The sequence below is a fragment of the Undibacterium sp. MH2W genome (assembly GCF_049340215.1).
Classification (GTDB): Bacteria; Pseudomonadota; Gammaproteobacteria; order Burkholderiales; family Burkholderiaceae_D; genus Undibacterium.
Genome location: NZ_JBMPPA010000001.1, coordinates 679,510 through 695,831 on the forward strand (window position 1 = coordinate 679,510; position 16,322 = coordinate 695,831).

The following is a 16,322-nucleotide window of genomic DNA, read 5'->3' on the forward strand; positions in this document are numbered from 1 at the left end:
CGTTGAGGAAAATTGATGCAAATCGCTGCCAATATTGTTGTTGCACTTGTCGCGCTCTTACACGTCTATATCTTGGTGCTTGAGATGTTTTTATGGGAAAAGCCAGCAGGCCTCAGGGCATTTCGCCAAACACCAGCATCAGCAGCAGCGACGAAAGTACTGGCAGCCAATCAAGGTCTGTACAACGGTTTTCTCGCCGCCGGATTATGCTGGGGTTTACTAGCGCATAATGCGGCAAATGAAATTAAAGTTTTTTTCTTGCTATGCGTCTTTGTCGCCGGCGTCTATGGCGCGATGACGGCGAGCCGGAAGATTTTATTCATCCAAAGTGCGCCTGCATTGCTGGGCTTGGTGCTCATCTTTTTAAGCTAGTCGACGATGCAAAAAAAGGTACTTCTACCAAGCAGTACCTTTTTCACTCACTTGCTACATCGCATGTCATCGGTCTAACATCATCCCAATTTAAAATGTCTGACGTGTCGGACGCAAGGTAATTTCATTCACAGCGACGTCTGCTGGTTGCGCAATGGCGTAGGCGATAGCATGTGCAACGGCATCAGCAGAAATTTCAAAGGCATCGTAAAAGGCCTGCATTGCTTGGGCTGCTTGCGTATCGCTGCTACCTTTCACTAATTCGCTGGCGATCGCACCAGGGTAGAGCGTGGTCACGCGGATATTGTCTGCCGCAACTTCTTCACGTAAGCCTTCACTGAGGGCTTTGACGGCAAATTTAGTGGCGCTGTAGACGGTGCCCACACCCGCGGCAACTTTGAGTCCAGCAACCGATGAAAGGTTAATGATATGGCCACTTTGTTGTTGCTGCATCGTGGGCAGAACCGCTGCGATACCGTAAAGCACGCCTTTGATGTTGACGTCGATCATTTGATCCCATTCATCGACTTTTAATTTACTCATGGCAGCCATTGGCATGATGCCCGCGTTATTCACTAGGACATCGATACGACCAAAGTGGGCGATTGCTTGATCCGCGAGGCGATTGAGATCTGTCCGCTGTGAGACATCGGTTGCGACAGCCACAGCATGGCCGCCAGCAGCAGTGATGTGGGTAACGAGTTTGCTCAATCGTTCTACACGACGGGCGGCGAGAACGACTTTGGCACCTTGTGAGGCTAAATAGCGGGCGGTGGCTTCACCCAGACCGCTGGAAGCGCCGGTGATGACGACGACTTTATCTTGAATAGCTTGCATGATGATCTTTCAATGAGGAAGGAGGGCGCGAGACAATGGGCGACCCCCTTTTATGGTATTAGACGTTCTCTGGCGCGAAGAGTATTTCCCAGTTCAGGAAGGGACCGAGCGGGATCACATCCCAATCGATCAACCCAGCGGCAGCGAGGGGAAATGCCGCTAAGGCTGCTTTGGCTGCTTCAATGGAATCGGCTTCAGCAATGATGGCGACACCTGGACGATCTTGACGGAAGTAGATATCGCGAACAATGCCGCTTTTATAAAGTGACCAGCCATGGCGGACTTCGGCTTGCAGGTAAGGTCCGTATTGTTCCATCGTCGCGTTTGGATGTGGAATATCGAGGCAAAGAAATTTCATGGTATTTTCCTGTGAGTAGGTTATTCAGTGTGACGAGGTAAGTCCGTGTGATTTATTGCTTGTGTTGCAGACGTTGCGCGATTTCTGCGACGCGTTGTCCGAGATGCGTTGCGGTATCTAAGTCACTTTGAATTGGGGTGACTTCGGGGGAGGCATCGTCGGATTGCGCCATCGCACCTAGCCAGCCACCAATACGATTGAGCTCTTGGTCGTTTTTACCTGGGAATAGATCCAGCCCAACCCATACCATGCCGTGTTGTGCAGCAAATAATGACATGGCGATCAGCGATTGCAGTTTGTCGCCATGCATCGCGCCAGAGTTCGTAAAACCAGCTGCCACTTTATTGCGCCATTTCTGAGGGATCCACGCTGGGCGGGTGGAGTCTTCCATGAATTGCTTAAAGCGGGCGCTGACGGAGCCGTTGTAGGTCGGTGAACCGAAGATGATCGCGTCGCTTGCCTCCAGCACATCCCACGGGATGTTTTTGTCGGCGATCGCGATTAAACGCACTTCGGCGCCAGTGACTTTAGTCACACCTAAGGCGACGGACATAGCTTGTTTGGCAGTATGACCGTAGCCGCTGTCGTAGATGATCGAAACCAATGTTGATGTTGCCATTTAATTACTCCGTATCGGGTTACATAATGTCTGAGGAAACCGGATCGATATTGCGTGGGAGGCGTTCATTGCAGCCTGATGTTGTAGCTAAATTTTCCCGTTCATCCGATTTTTTGATATTATATGTAGAATAAAAATCCTCAATGTAGAATAAAATTCCCATGCAAAACGATCAAAATTCACCAATCGGTGGCCCACCAGAACGCCTTGACCGACTCGATGGCATTACTGTCTTTGTTGAAACGGTTCGCTTAGGCAGTTTTGCTCGCGCGGCGGAACATTTAGGCTTGACCCGATCTGCGGTCGGTAAGGCGATGGCGCGACTGGAATCAAGGCTCGCGACACGGTTGTTTCATCGATCAACGCGTGTACAAAGTTTGACGGACGACGGTCGTATTTATTACGAGCATTGCCACAGGGCGCTCGCTGAACTGCAGGCAGCACAAGCGCAGTTTGAGTTAGGTCGACATGAAGTCGCTGGCAAGCTACGCGTGTCCATGCCAGTCCTTTTTGGACGTCATTGCGTAGCGCCGGTATTACTCGACCTTGCACGCCAACATCCACAGTTGGCATTGCAATTAAGTTTTAGTGATCGCCCAGTTGATGTTTTATCAGAGAGGATTGATCTCGCGATTCGACTAGGACCGTTGGGACGCGAAAGTGAAGGTTTGCGTGCTCGGAAGCTGACAGAATTTTGTAAAGTGATTTGTGCGTCGCCTGCTTATATTCAAGCACATGGCGCGCCATCTAGCCCGATGGAGTTAACACAACACGCCATTCTGAATTATCGCCGGGGCGATCATCTCTTGGCATGGAGACTAGAGAACGCACAAGGACGCGTCGTTGATATGCCATTGGAATCGCGGTTATCGTTTGACGATCTCGAATCGATTGCGAATGCTGCTGTGGCAGGTATGGGTATCGCATGGTTACCCGTGTGGTTGGTCAAAGCGCATTTGGCATCTGGTGCACTCTCCACCGTCCTCAATGCGTATTACGGTGAATCAATGGAGTGCCATGCGCTATGGCCGAGTGAATCCCATATGCCACTGAGGTTACGACTCGCGGTTGATACCTTATTAGAGAAGCTGCCGTTCATGTTGTCAGCGGCAGAGGATGGTCTTGGTGAAAGCTGAGCCTGTCAGCGTTTCTACAGTGAAGCGAAAATATCTCAGGTAGATATTTGATCGCTTCACCGTTCAATATCAATGCCGGTTAATGCATTGTGATGGTTAATTGCCCTTCGCGCACTTCATAGACTTGTTGAAAACCAGGACTAAGCAATTGTGATTGCGGCCACGCTGGTAGAGGGCTGATCTCAGGGATTTGCTTTGGACCGTAGTTTGTCGCCTCAAGGGGATTACCAGTACCTTGATAGGTTGCCACAAATGGGTAGGCGTAAATAGGACGCGTTGCGAGCGTTGGCGCTGCTGCTTGTGCATACGGTGCAGGAGTGCGACCATTTGCAAAACCATCGCCTCGCCCATCCGCGCCATTACTACCCGGGGTCATCTTTTTATCAGCTGGTGGCGGCCCCATACGTCGATCCGCAATCTTTTCTGCAGTAATGACGGTAGGTGCTTGGCCTTGTTCTACCCACGCCATGAGTGACGTGAGGGTATCAAACTGCGCAAACCCATCACCACCGCCGCAGTGACCAACACCCGGAAGCATGAACAATCGCACAAATTGATCCGTGGTGGTTGTGCCAAGTTGCTGCTGAAGCGCTTGATAATAGGCGATAGAGATCATCGGCGCGATAGACGTATCAGACCAACCATGCCACATCAAGAGCTTACCCCCTGCCGCATGAAAGCCAGAAAGATCAGTATTCGTCGCATCTAACAGATTGTGCAATTGGCTTACACGAGAGAGCTGTTCTGTCGTGAAGGGGAAATGGTCTGCATTACTATCACTATCTGTCGGATTTCTGTAAATCACGTTGCTCATATTTTTTAGCATGCTTGATGCGAAATTGGGACCGGCAGGACCGGACTGAGGATTGGGGCGTCGTGGGATAAAGTCCCATTGCAGTTCAGACCCTGGTTGTGCGCCACCGGGTAAGAAATGGTATCCGTTGGTATCTGTGGGACCTTGGTATATTTTTTCAGCAGCCTTCCATTCTGCTTGCGTCAGGCAGTGATCTGTATCTGCGGTGCTGTCTTTGCAAACAACCCACGATGGTTCAACGTGACACGCCCGGGGATCGGATAACAGACCGTCTTTGTTACCGTCGATCATGTCGCAATGCGCAATGACAGCGTCATGTAATACCGCAAGTTTATCGGTATAGAGAATAGGTTGACCTTCGGCTGTGTGGTTGGCTGCGGCAGTCCACGCATGCCAAAAACTATTTTGAACGGTAAAAAGCATCGCTGGCGCGCCTGCGGAGATGCCATCAAAATCCGTCGGATAGCGCTGGGCTTCCATCAGTGCCTCTCGACCACCATCGGAGCATCCAGAAAAATAGGCGTAACGTGCTGGTTGGCCATAATACGCACGAATCAATGCTTTCGAGGCGAGGGCGGTCAAATGATTGGCACGATAAGCAAAGTCGATTAACTGTTGTGGATTTTTGCCAAAGTCACCTTCCGTTGGCGACATCATCGCGCCCTGATGGCCTAAATCACTCGCGGCAACGACAAACTCGCCATCCAATGCCGGTAAGCAGTGGGTTGCATTACCAATCGATGCATTGATATTGCCACACAGGCCGCCACAACCTGCTTGCAGGAAACGCTGCGTCCATTTTTTTTCTGGCAGGTCGACTTCGAAACCGATGCTCGGCGCAATCGTGCCTTTCACCTGACAATAAGTGCCTTTGGCTGTTTCAATGCGTGCCGCTTTGAGGGTGACTTTTTCACCAACTGCCGTTTGTAGATCGATACCCCCGATGGCGGAACAGGCAATCACTGGTTGCACTGTCGCTAAAGAGGAGGGATGAGACGATGATGCAGTCTCTGCTGCACTGGCATACTGTGCGCAAAGCAGAAACGCTGTCAGGGTAGTCAAGATGGTACGTAAACCAAGTTGCATGATGACCTTCGTAAAGAAAAATAAGAGGGGAACGACGTCGTTGTACAGAAAACAGCGTGAAAGTGCAGATCGCTACTTCTCTCGTCGAGCGAGGCTTGGGGGTAGCTAATCTTCTACTGCAATGAACTTCTTGGCGTATCTATTGCATGTGCAGGCGATTTGAACCATTTGCAGCCAATACCGTTTCTTTGATGTTACTCAGTTCAATATAGTCACAAATCGTCGTTTTTTCTACACATTGAGTGAAGATTTACAGAATTTTACGTCACACGAATGACCGGATGCTAGCGGCCTTGGAAGGGGTATTCTCTTTCATCGACGAGGTGCGAAATCGGGAATAGTATTTCTGAGAGGCGCACTGTCTAGAAAAAAATAAGGAACAACACAGCAGCAGACGCCGTGTTGTTCCCTCTTTTTTAATGCATGATGCGCGATCTCAATTAATCGATGTAGACCAGACCTGCTTTTTCCAGCGGCTCTCTCATGTTGTACATATCCAGCCCCAACACGCCAGCAGCGAGCTTGGCACGCTTTTCGGCTTCGAGATCTTCTCGTTTTTGCGCGATGGCTGCAACGCGACCGACGTCGGCTGCGGGAACAATCACGATACCATCATCATCCGCAATAACCGCATCGCCAGGGTTGACCAGCGCCCCTGCGCAAATAATAGGAATATTCACGGAGCCAACGGTGGCTTTAATGGTGCCCTTGGCGCTAATACATTTACTCCAGACGGGAAAGCCCATTTCTGTCAGAAAACGTACGTCCCGTACACCCGCATCGATGATCAGTGCTTTTGCACCCCGTGCCTTAAAGCTGGTGGCCAGAAGATCGCCAAAGTAGCCATCTGTGCACTCAGCAGTGATAGCAGCAACGACCACGTCACCAGGCTGAATCTGTTCTGCGGCAACGTGCATCATCCAATTATCACCGGGATGTAATAACACCGTCACTGCTGTGCCGGCGACTTGCGCACCGCTATAAATCGGACGCATGTAGGGTTTGAGCAATCCAACACGTCCCATCGCTTCGTGGACCGTTGCGCTGCCAAATTGACCGAGATGGTTCACATGTTCTGCTTCGGCGCGAACAATATGGCGCTTGACGATACCTAATTGGTTGATGGCAGGTGTACTCATAATCCTTTGGCTTTCAAAGAGGCATCCAGTCGTGGGAAGACGCGGCGTGCGTTGTGTTCGAAAATATTGGCTTTGTCTGTTTCTGTCAGATTTGCTGCTTCAATATAGCGTTTGGTGTCGTCGTAATAATGTCCGGTTTCTGGATCAATTCCTCTGACAGCGCCGATCATTTCAGACGCAAACAGCACATTTTTGACGGGCATAATTTTGGTCAATAGATCGATACCAGGTTGATGGTACACACACGTATCAAAATAAATATTATTGAGTAAGTGTTCCGTCAGTAATGGCTTTTTCATTTCTTGTGCAAGTCCACGGAACCGACCCCAGTGGTAAGGTACCGCGCCACCGCCATGTGGAATGAGGAATTTGAGCGTTGGAAATTCTTTAAACAAATCGCTCGTTAGGCATTGCATAAAAGCCGTGGTGTCAGCATTCAGATAGTGCGCGCCAGTCGTATGGAAGCAAGCGTTGCAGCTCGTGCTGACGTGGATCATGGCAGGGATATCGTATTCCACCATTTTCTCGTAGACAGGAAACCACGATTTGTCAGACAGAGGTGGTGAAGTCCAATGACCGCCCGAGGGATCAGGGTTAAGATTGATTCCCACCATCCCAAATTCTTTGACGCACTTTTCTAATTCTGGAATGCAAGTCGCTGGATCAACGCCCGGCGACTGTGGCAGCATACATGCACCGATAAAATTATCCGGAAACAGTTGAGAAACACGTGCACATAATTCATTGCAGATCGCAGCCCATGTTGCGCTCGTATTGAAATCGCCAATGTGGTGCGCCATGAAACTGGCTCTCGGAGAAAAAATAGTGAGATCCGATCCGCGCTCTTTCATCAAGCGGAGTTGATTGAGTTCAATTGACTCGCGGAGTTCATCGTCACTTATTTTCAGATCGGCGACTTTGGGGCTGAGTTCTGGTGTGTGAAGATTGGCAATTTGTTTATTGCGCCATTCTTCTAACGCTTTAGGCGCTGTCGTGTAATGACCATGACAATCAATAATTAATGGTTCTCTCATCTTGTTCTCTCTTTGTCTTTATTTAGCGGAAACGAGGACTTCTCCGCGCATAATTGGGCGCGCTGTACGTAAGAGTGCAGCGCGTGTGATTTGGCCAGGATCGTTGTCAGCTTGCTCAATCTCTACGCTGAATTCTCCTGATGGATGTTCGATCGATAATGTTTGTACGTTTGCTTGTTGTACGCGAGCGATTCCCTCTGCGACCGTGCCGGGCAGCACACACGCGGTTGCGACGGTAACCGCTGCCAATACACCAATTGAGTCGTGGCAAACATGCGGGATAAAGCAACGAGTCGCTATGGCACCGCCCTCACGAGGTGGCGCAATCAGACACATTTTTGGATAATTCTTTGACGTCACATCACCCAGTCCCATGTGGTGTCCAGCGACGATGCGTAGCGCTTCAATGCGTGCCCGCAATGCGGTGTTGTTATCAAGTTCTGTCACGCTTTCGTAGCCAGTGATAGAGAAGTCACTGGCCCGAATGAGTACCATCGGCATGCCGTTATCAATCATCGTCGCATCGACCTCGAAGGACAAGTCGCCTTCCACCTGTAAGCGATCCAATGGCTTACCAGTTGGTAACAGAGAGGCACACACTGACCCCGCTGTGTCCAGAAAGTTGATGCTGATAGGGGATGCCGTGCCCGGTACGCCGTCGATACGGGCATCACCGCCATACTGTAATTGACCGTGAGGGGTCTGGACGGTGACATCACATTGCATGTCCGTATTGAGTGTGAGGATACGTGCCGTGGTGACGCCATCCTTGATCGGAAGCAGACCGCGTTCGAGGGCAAACGGCAGTGCCGCAGCGAGCATATTGCCGCAGTTAGGTGTGACGTCAACAGTGTCTTTGTTCGGCTGAAGTTGTGCAAATAAAAAGTCTAAATCGACGCCAGGTGTCAGGCTACGTCGTACGATGCCCACCTTACTTGTCAGGGGATGCGCACCGCCGAGACCATCGATTTGTCGAGGATCGGGGGATCCCATGGCTGCGAGCAACACGTTGTTGCGCTCTTCGACATCCGAAGGAAGATCTGATTCAAGAAAGAAAGGGCCGCGTGAAGTGCCGCCGCGCATCAGTATGCAGGGGATGGCTTGTAAATCTGAGTTAATTATTTGATTCATGATATTCACTGAGCGTACTTTGATAATAGTATTGAGTATGTCCTTTGACGCATCTTGCGTGGTTGCGTTATGAATGCGAATTTGTTCTAATTTACTTATCAGGCTGCTTGTTTTTTTATTGTTTCACCGGAGTTGTTATGCAGTTACTCAGTTTGCGCCACCTACATGCTTTTAATGTCGTTGCAACGACAGGCGGAATTCGTCGTTCATCTGAAGCGCTATTCCGTGCATCGTCAGCGGTTGTGCGATCTGTTGCAGCGCTTGAGGCGGAGCTTGCTGTCCCTTTGTTTGAACGGAAGGGCCGAGGGATGCTGTTGACAGCAGCCGGTGATGTTGTGCGTGTTCGTGCAGAGAGAATCGAAGCTGAGTTACAGGCGATACGTGAGGAGGCGATTCGCCTGAGAATCAAAGGAGGCAGCAATGTGGGGGGCATTGAGGCTTTACTGAACGAAAAACGTTTGCAAGCGGCTGTTTTGCTGGCGGAAGCACATCATATGCCCAGTGTTGCCAATGCCATGGGTGTTTCTCAATCGGCCGTCAGCCAGGCGATTGCACGTGTCGAAGATATGTTGGCGCAACCGCTGTTCTTAAGAACAGCACATGGCATGACGCCAACGGACAATGGTCGAAGGTGGGTTGAATCATTTGAACGAGTCTTAGCGGAGTTACGCCACATACCGGAAGATATTGCTGCCTTATCGGGTGTTGTTCTCGGCAGCGTGAATATTGGTGCATTGCCGCTGGCGCGTTCGCAATTATTACCGATGGCGATTGCAGCCGTACTTCACCGTCACCCACAATTACATATCAAATCTTTGGAAAGTCCTTTTGAAGAGTTGACGGCGAATTTATTAAGTGGGCGTATTGATTTCATCGTTGGTGCGCAGCGGACTGGTCATGAGGATGCGTTTATCTCTCATCCCTTATTTCAAGATAAGGCCGCTTTGGTTGCTCGCGCAGGACATCCCTTAGCCTCGCGCAGTCAACTGTCGTTGAGGGATCTAGAGGGCTTTCCGTGGGTTTTATCCCGAGCGGGTACGCCGTTACGTGAGTCGCTTGTGCAGTTTTATTTGCAGCGTAACGTGACGCCTCCAGTACCTGCCGTCGAGACCGGCGATCTCGCTTTGCTGCGCGGATTACTTGTCTCCAGTGATATGTTGACGGTGCTGTCTGCACACCAGCTGCACCATGAAGTCAGGACCGGACAATTGGTTGTGTTGCCGTTTGAGATGCCAGGGATGGAGCGGACGATCGGTATGACCATGCGTAAGGGGGCACATCTTTCTCCCGGTGCCAGAGCGTTGATGTCGGAAATCAGTGCTATTGGTGCGCGCTGGAAGGTCTGAATTCTGCGAGATGATTGATGCGTTTTACCTTTACCCAGCACGATCATCGTCCTCACAATCGTGTGTCGTTAGATGGCATTTCACGCGTGACGCGTGACGGAATGCGATCTGTCTTTATTCAGTTCTTTCGTACTTTCAAGAACGAGTTGTTGCTATGCGATTGAGATCGTTTAAGGTCTGTTTCACAGACACTTTCAATCTGATAAGGAAATTGTATCGGTCGATAAGATCTTGATCTCCTTGCTATTAAGTCCCTCATGATATTTTAAAAATAGCATTTTTAAATGCGATTTTGAAAACTTATAAGGAGGCAATCTCAATGAAAAATAAAGTACACACCCTTCACATGATCGTTTTCTTAACGGGTCTTTTGGGACGGGCGCATCCCGTCTCTTATCGTCAATCGCTCTGATGCTGACCCAATAACAAAGGAAAATGATATGAGTAAAACGAAAACAATCAGGTCGCTCAGCTGTGTCGTGCGCGTGTTCCAATTCATGTTGATGTCAATCGTTGCATGCCTCGTCAGCGCGTGCGCTGGATCAAGCTCGACAACGCCGACAAAGACAGCCACGACGCTTGGTGTCGTTACGCCGGTGGTCGATTGCTCTGCACTGGCTTCGGTCAGTATTGCAGACATCGGTGGTGCGGGGAGTTCGATTTCTTCTGCGACCGTCACAAGTGTCACGATTAACGGCAAAGCAACGAGCTTTTGTACAGTAAAAGGCACCTTGGCACCTTCCAATAATTTTGAAGTTGCCTTGCCGGTAAGTACGTGGACGCAGCGTTTTGCAGAGCTTGGCTGCGGCGGTTTATGTGGCAATCTCAGTGATCCTAGCCAGCCAAGTTCGTTTAGTTTTAGCTACACGTGTCCGCTGGTGCAAGAAGGTGGTTTCGTTACTGCCGCGACGGATATGGGACACTCAGGTATGAGCAGTAGCTGGACAACGAACACACAGCAGCAAGCCGACTTTGCTTACCGAGGACAACATATCACCACCCTCGCCGCCAAAAAACTCATCAATGTTTATTATGGACAGCCACAAAAATTTGCTTATTTTGTGGGGTGCTCGGATGGCGGACGCGAGGCATTAATGGCTGCGCAACGCTATCCAAACGACTACAACGGTATCATCGCAGGTGCGCCTGCAGCGCATTTCCAGATTCAAAATTCGCTTTATCATGGTTGGAATGTGAAGTCGAATAGCACGACCGGCGATAGTACTGGCAACGTTATTTTGTATGCCGACAAAGCGCAATTGCTCCATAAAGCGGTTGTTGCTGCATGTGGTGGTCAGTCTGGCGCGCAAGACGGTTTGTTGGTCGACCCCCGTGCTTGTCATTTTGATCCTGCTTCCATTGAATGCCCAGCGGGTGCGCAAAATACGAGTTCATGCTTGACGGCCGCGGAGGTGTTGGCTGCCGGTAAAATATATGGCGGTCCTGTCGATACCAATACCGGAGAAAGAATGCTGGGTGGTTCACCGCAGTTTGGCTCTGAAGCAAACTGGGTAGGGGTAGAAGTGCCAACAAGCAATTCGACAGGTGCACCTGTGCCCGTCGCTCAATTGTTCAGCTATTTCATCGTGACCGGGGCGTATAACCTGATCTTCAATGGCACACCAACAATGCCGAATATTGATACCTTTGGTTATAACGATGCCAGTTTTTATGCTAATTATTTACAAGCAAACCATCCGCTGAATGATGCAACGGATACGCAGTTAGCGGCGTTCAAGCAGGCAGGCGGTAAATTAATTTTGTGGCATGGCTGGGCTGATCAGCATATTTCGCCGTTATTCACTATTAGCTACTTTAATGGTCTTCAAAAGACGATGGGTGTTGATAGCGTTACGCAATTTGCACGCCTCTATGTGGTACCAGGTGTTGGACATTGTGGTGGTGGTGAGGGCTTTCCTAATATCGACTTAGTGTCTCAGATCACTGGGTGGGTGGAGCAAGGAAGTGCGCCGAATGCGGTCATGACCTATCAGACGGATGCATCCAGTAACGTGACAGCAACGCGCCCAGTCTATCCGTACCCCGCAGTGGCACTTTATAGCGGATCAGGAGATTGGCACGTGGCGAGTAACTATGTGCAAGGCGCGCCGTTATACAACGCAGTTGATCCAGTATGGGCAGGTTCTTATTTCTACGCCCCATACACGGGTGCTGTTCAAGGGGTATCTGCACCTTAAATGATGTACTGACGCCACGGCCTTCCCTGCGCCGTGGCGTTGATTTTCACCATGAAAGTGAATAAAAATTCTCTGTCTCATTTTTCTCTGCGATAAGTAAATTGAAACGATCTGGCAAACAAAAGCAATACATCAAATGTCGTCGGATCGTACACTGTGTGAATGGTGGTTATGCGATTTGTGAATGATATAGATTTTTAAAATAGAGACGAAAACTGGAGACTTAATGAATACAGCACAGATGCTTGATGTCAGGGCACACATTAATAATAGAAAAATAAGCGGCTATCAATGGTTGTTATTGGCGCTGTGTTTTTTGATCGTAGCAACAGATGGTATGGATGTGGCGATCATGGGCTTCCTTGCTCCAGCCATTGTCAAAGAGTGGGGCATTTCCCGAGCGACCTTTGGTATTGTGATGAGCGCTGCACCGATTGGTCTGGCGATTGGTGCTATTTTAGTAGGTCCGATGTCAGATCGCTTTGGTCGTAAAAAGTTACTCATGACGTCGATTTCCTGGTTTGGTATTTTTGGTTTCGCCAGTGCATTCGCTGACAACGTGACGATCTTGTCACTGTTGCGTTTCCTGACGGGACTCGGGTTGGGGGCGGCGATGCCGAACACCACCACATTGTTGTCAGAATATGTGCCTGAACGGACCCGTTCTACCTTGCTTGCTATTATGTTCACGGGGTTCAATTTAGGATCAGCGTTAGTGGGATTTGGTGCTGCCGCCATTTTGCCGCAGTTTGGCTGGCGTGCCGTGTTGATGGTGGGCGGTGCTATTCCTCTCGTCTGTTTGCCAATCTATCTGATGTTGATTCCAGAGTCCGTGCGATTCTTGGTAGTTAGAAAGTTTTCACCGCAGCTGATTCGGAAAACGCTCTTGCGCGTTGTGGGTGGCGATGTCCCTGCTGACGCAGCGTTCACCATTAGCGAACCACAAGTGACTGGTTCTCAACCTGGTAAAGTATTACTTTCACCAAGTTATCGTAAAACGACACTGTCGTTGTGGGGAACGTATTTCATGGGTCTGCTGGTCATTTATCTGTTGAGCGGTTGGTTGCCGACAATGATCAAAGATGCAGGTCTGCCAATCGAACGTGCGGCAAATATCACTGCGCTGTTTCAGCTGGGTGGTACAGTCGGTGCGTTGTTAGTTGGTTATTTTATGGACCGTTTTTCACCGAATAAAATTATCTCCCTGGCCTATATAGGTGGTGCCGTGTTTATTCTCTTCCTTGCATCAGGGAGTGTGGAATCGACGATGTTCTCTGCCTTTGTCTTGCTAGCAGGCTTTTGTATGAGTGGTGCACAAACCGGATTGAATGCGTATGCGCCTTCTTGCTACCCAACGGCAGTGCGCGCAACGGGTGTAAGCTGGATGCAAGGGATGGGACGCTTTGGTAGTATTTTCGGTTCATTCGCGGGTGGTGCATTGCTGTCGCTTGGCTGGGGATTTAGTTCAGTGATTGCGATGCTGGCAGGACCGGCTACGCTCGCAGCTATTTTTATTGTGATCAATACACTTGGTCAAAAGAAAGTCCTTGCAACAACTCAGGAACATCATGGCTAATATTATCGGCGCAATCGCCACTTCTCATACTCCGACGATTGGCTTTGCACTTGATGCCAATAAGCAGCATGACGCTGTTTGGGCACCTATTTTTAAAGCATACGAACCAGTGCAGCAATGGCTTGCAGAAAAGAAACCTGACGTCATGCTGGTGATCTATAACGATCATGTGACCTCATTCTTTTTCGATCATTACTCAGCGTTCGCATTAGGAATTGGCGAAAGCTACCACGCAGCAGACGAGGGTGGTGGTGCACGGCCACTTCCTCCGGTCGCAGGGCATGTTGGTCTCGCGCGTCACATCGGGCAATCCTTGATGGCAGACGAGTTCGATATGTCTTTTTTCCAAGACAAGGGACTCGATCACGGATGTTTTTCGCCGTTGTCGATGCTCTGGCCGCATGAAGAAAGCTGGCCGGGGAAAATTGTTCCCTTGCAAATGGGTGTGCTCCAGTTTCCTGTACCCTCTGCACGGCGCTGTTTTAAATTAGGTCAAGGCTTACGGAGAGCCATTGAAAGCTATCCAGAGGATCTTAATGTGGTGTTGGTAGCGACAGGGGGATTGTCGCACCAAGTGCATGGTGAGCGCGCTGGTTTTAATAACACGCCTTGGGATCACCAATTCCTAGATCTATTCGAAAATGATCCTGAAGTACTACTCAATATGACGCATGCTGACTTTGCGCGATTGGGTGGTTGGGAGAGTGCCGAAGTCGTGATGTGGATGGCAATGCGTGGTGCGATGTCGTCGAAATTGACGTGCTTACATCGCGAGTATTATCTGCCATCGATGACAGGGATTGCTGTCGCACTGTATGAAAATGCCGTATCAGCAGATCCTGCTCTGAAGGAAAAAACGATAGAACAGCATCGTGCACATATGGGGCATCAAACATCCGGTGTTGAGGCGCTTCCTGGCACGTATCCTTTTACCTTAGAAACAAGTGTCCGTTCATATCGGATCAATAAATATCTTCACCAACTGGTCAATAGTGACTTCCGCATCAGTTTCAAGGCTGATCCTGAGGCGACTTTTGAACAAGCAGGATTGACCGCTGACGAGAGAGAGATGATCCGCACGCGCGATTGGCGCAGGATGATTCAGTATGGCGTGATTTTTTTCCTTCTCGAAAAACTCGGTGCGACCGTAGGGGTATCGAACTTGCATATCTATGCAGCGATGCGTGGACAGACGCTAGAAGCGTTTCAACAAACCCGTAATGCGCCGGGAGCGATGTATTCAGTCGCTTCGACCGCGACAGCGGGAGCAACAGACTGGGATAAACCCGTCAGTCAATAAAAAATAATCGCAACGATCACCATGCCACGTTTCATTACATACGTGGCAGGGGACCCTTACGTCCATTTTTTTGCTAATCAATCTCGTCGCTTTTTTAGATAGAGGCGGAAAACAGATTCAACTTTGTATCACCCGTCAGTCATCGCAACACGTTCATTGAAGAAAATAAAACAGGAGATCATCATGAAAAAAAACCTTATCGCAGCATTAGGACTCGCTGCAACAGCCGTGCCATTCGTCGCCCATGCGCAGAGCAATGTGACCGTCTATGGCTTGCTTGACGTTGCCGTAGAAACGTACAACAACGCAAACACAACCGGTGCAAGTATGGTGCGCTTACCTGCATTGGGTGGAGGCATGTTCCCGTCTCGATTAGGATTTCGTGGTGATGAAGATCTCGGTAATGGTCTCAAAGCCGTGTTTGTTTTGGAAAGTGGGTTTGCACCAGTGACGGGGACATTAGGGCAAGGAAACCGGATGTTCGGCCGTCAAGCAAACGTGGGGTTGTCCGGTAGCTGGGGGACAGTCACTGCGGGTCGCAATTACAATATGCTCACCACCTCCACGTTTGACGTCGATACCTTCGGCCCTTCGCAATATGGTATTGGCTCGTTGGATTCCTTTATTCCAAACGGACGAAGCGATAACTCGATCGCCTATAAAGGGAAATTTAGCAATGTGATGGTTGGTGCAACCTATAGTCTGGGTCGAGATTCTTCATCGGCGGGTGGGCCTGCAGGTACGAATTGCGCCGGTGAAAGTGCGACCGATGCGATGCAATGCCGTGAGTGGTCGGCGATGGTGCGCTATGACGGTCAAGGCTTTGTGTTAGTGAGTGCCTATGACCGTATTTATGGTGGTCCAGGTGCTGCTGCAGGTTTGAATAGCAGCAGTAAAACAGATAGTCGTCTGCACTTGGGTGCATTATTCAGAGTCGATTATTTGAAAGTTGGTGTTGGTGCTATCTCGCGTAATAACGAGGGATCGGCAACGCCACATAGCACGATGTATTACATCGGTGCAGCCTATGATTTGACGCCGCAATGGATTATCGATGGCCAATTGGCAAAGTTGGACTACAGAGATAGTAGCAATAAGGCAGATCAAGCTTTGATTCGTGCGATCTACAACCTCTCAAAACGTAGTTCAGTCTATGTCGCTGCAGGCAGAATTAATAACGATGGTGCGTCAGCCGTCGCATTGAGTGCTGGCGGTTCAGTCGGTGCTGGCATGGGACAGACTGGCGTCATTGCAGGTCTCAAACATAGTTTCTAATTTTATCGTTGCATGGTGGGAAGGAAAGCACTTTGTGCTTTCCTTCAATGACACCGAATCCATTCGGAATTGAGCTGGCGCAAGGCTGTCATCTTATCAAG

General features: G+C 49.7%; 14 protein-coding genes. 7 read left to right on the top strand and 7 right to left on the bottom strand.

Annotated elements, in window-relative coordinates:
• The first annotated feature begins 15 nt into the window (after window positions 1-15).
• The gene (locus ACO0K2_RS02830; RefSeq protein ID WP_423015517.1) at window positions 16-372 is read left to right on the top strand and encodes a DUF1304 domain-containing protein; all 357 of its coding nucleotides are present in this window, start codon (window positions 16-18) and stop codon (window positions 370-372) included.
• A 90-nt stretch (window positions 373-462) separates the two neighbouring features.
• Here ACO0K2_RS02830 and ACO0K2_RS02835 read toward each other — a convergent pair whose 3' ends face one another.
• Genes ACO0K2_RS02835 through ACO0K2_RS02845 form a run of 3 tightly spaced genes read right to left on the bottom strand, consistent with a single transcriptional unit; the run spans window position 463 to window position 2,186 of the window.
• The gene (locus ACO0K2_RS02835) at window positions 463-1,209 is read right to left on the bottom strand and encodes an SDR family oxidoreductase (RefSeq protein WP_423015519.1); all 747 of its coding nucleotides are present in this window, start codon (window positions 1,207-1,209) and stop codon (window positions 463-465) included.
• Between the two features lie 58 nt (window positions 1,210-1,267).
• On the bottom strand, window positions 1,268-1,567 hold the full coding sequence (locus ACO0K2_RS02840; protein WP_423015521.1) for a superoxide dismutase: 300 nt from the start codon (window positions 1,565-1,567) through the stop codon (window positions 1,268-1,270).
• A 52-nt stretch (window positions 1,568-1,619) separates the two neighbouring features.
• A complete protein-coding gene (locus tag ACO0K2_RS02845) occupies window positions 1,620-2,186 on the bottom strand; it encodes a flavodoxin family protein (RefSeq protein WP_423015523.1) in 567 nt (188 codons plus the stop codon).
• Between the two features lie 161 nt (window positions 2,187-2,347).
• Between ACO0K2_RS02845 and ACO0K2_RS02850 the strand changes: the two genes are divergently transcribed.
• The gene (locus ACO0K2_RS02850) at window positions 2,348-3,322 is read left to right on the top strand and encodes a LysR family transcriptional regulator (protein ID WP_423015525.1); all 975 of its coding nucleotides are present in this window, start codon (window positions 2,348-2,350) and stop codon (window positions 3,320-3,322) included.
• Window positions 3,323-3,401: 79 nt separating this feature from the next.
• Here the strand turns inward: ACO0K2_RS02850 and ACO0K2_RS02855 are convergent, their stop codons facing one another.
• From ACO0K2_RS02855 to ACO0K2_RS02870, 4 genes are all read right to left on the bottom strand, one after another.
• On the bottom strand, window positions 3,402-5,222 hold the full coding sequence (locus ACO0K2_RS02855) for a tannase/feruloyl esterase family alpha/beta hydrolase (protein WP_423015527.1): 1,821 nt from the start codon (window positions 5,220-5,222) through the stop codon (window positions 3,402-3,404).
• A gap of 440 nt (window positions 5,223-5,662) precedes the next feature.
• Window positions 5,663-6,346 (bottom strand): 4-carboxy-4-hydroxy-2-oxoadipate aldolase/oxaloacetate decarboxylase, encoded by a 684-nt coding sequence (gene ligK, locus ACO0K2_RS02860; protein WP_423016149.1) that lies wholly within the window; start codon window positions 6,344-6,346, stop codon window positions 5,663-5,665.
• 11 nt (window positions 6,347-6,357) lie between these two features.
• Complete coding sequence (locus ACO0K2_RS02865) at window positions 6,358-7,395, bottom strand: amidohydrolase family protein (protein WP_423015529.1); 1,038 nt, start codon at window positions 7,393-7,395, stop codon at window positions 6,358-6,360.
• Window positions 7,396-7,413: 18 nt separating this feature from the next.
• A complete protein-coding gene (locus tag ACO0K2_RS02870; protein WP_423015531.1) occupies window positions 7,414-8,526 on the bottom strand; it encodes a 4-oxalomesaconate tautomerase in 1,113 nt (370 codons plus the stop codon).
• A 137-nt stretch (window positions 8,527-8,663) separates the two neighbouring features.
• On the opposite strand from ACO0K2_RS02870, the gene ACO0K2_RS02875 reads away from it, so the two are divergent.
• The 5 genes from ACO0K2_RS02875 to ACO0K2_RS02895 all read left to right on the top strand — a co-directional run bounded on the left by ACO0K2_RS02875 (window position 8,664) and on the right by ACO0K2_RS02895 (window position 16,221).
• Window positions 8,664-9,872 carry a LysR family transcriptional regulator gene (locus ACO0K2_RS02875; protein ID WP_423015533.1) on the top strand — a complete coding sequence of 403 codons (1,209 nt, stop codon included), beginning with the start codon at window positions 8,664-8,666 and terminating at the stop codon, window positions 9,870-9,872.
• 440 nt (window positions 9,873-10,312) lie between these two features.
• Window positions 10,313-12,070 (top strand): tannase/feruloyl esterase family alpha/beta hydrolase, encoded by a 1,758-nt coding sequence (locus ACO0K2_RS02880; RefSeq protein WP_423015535.1) that lies wholly within the window; start codon window positions 10,313-10,315, stop codon window positions 12,068-12,070.
• Window positions 12,071-12,296: 226 nt separating this feature from the next.
• Window positions 12,297-13,646 carry an MFS transporter gene (locus tag ACO0K2_RS02885; RefSeq protein ID WP_423015537.1) on the top strand — a complete coding sequence of 450 codons (1,350 nt, stop codon included), beginning with the start codon at window positions 12,297-12,299 and terminating at the stop codon, window positions 13,644-13,646.
• On the top strand, window positions 13,639-14,946 hold the full coding sequence (locus ACO0K2_RS02890; RefSeq protein ID WP_423015539.1) for a gallate dioxygenase: 1,308 nt from the start codon (window positions 13,639-13,641) through the stop codon (window positions 14,944-14,946). Before ACO0K2_RS02885 ends, ACO0K2_RS02890 begins: the two co-directional genes overlap by 8 nt.
• Window positions 14,947-15,129: 183 nt before the next feature.
• A complete protein-coding gene (locus ACO0K2_RS02895) occupies window positions 15,130-16,221 on the top strand; it encodes a porin (protein ID WP_423015541.1) in 1,092 nt (363 codons plus the stop codon).
• Window positions 16,222-16,322: the final 101 nt, after the last annotated feature.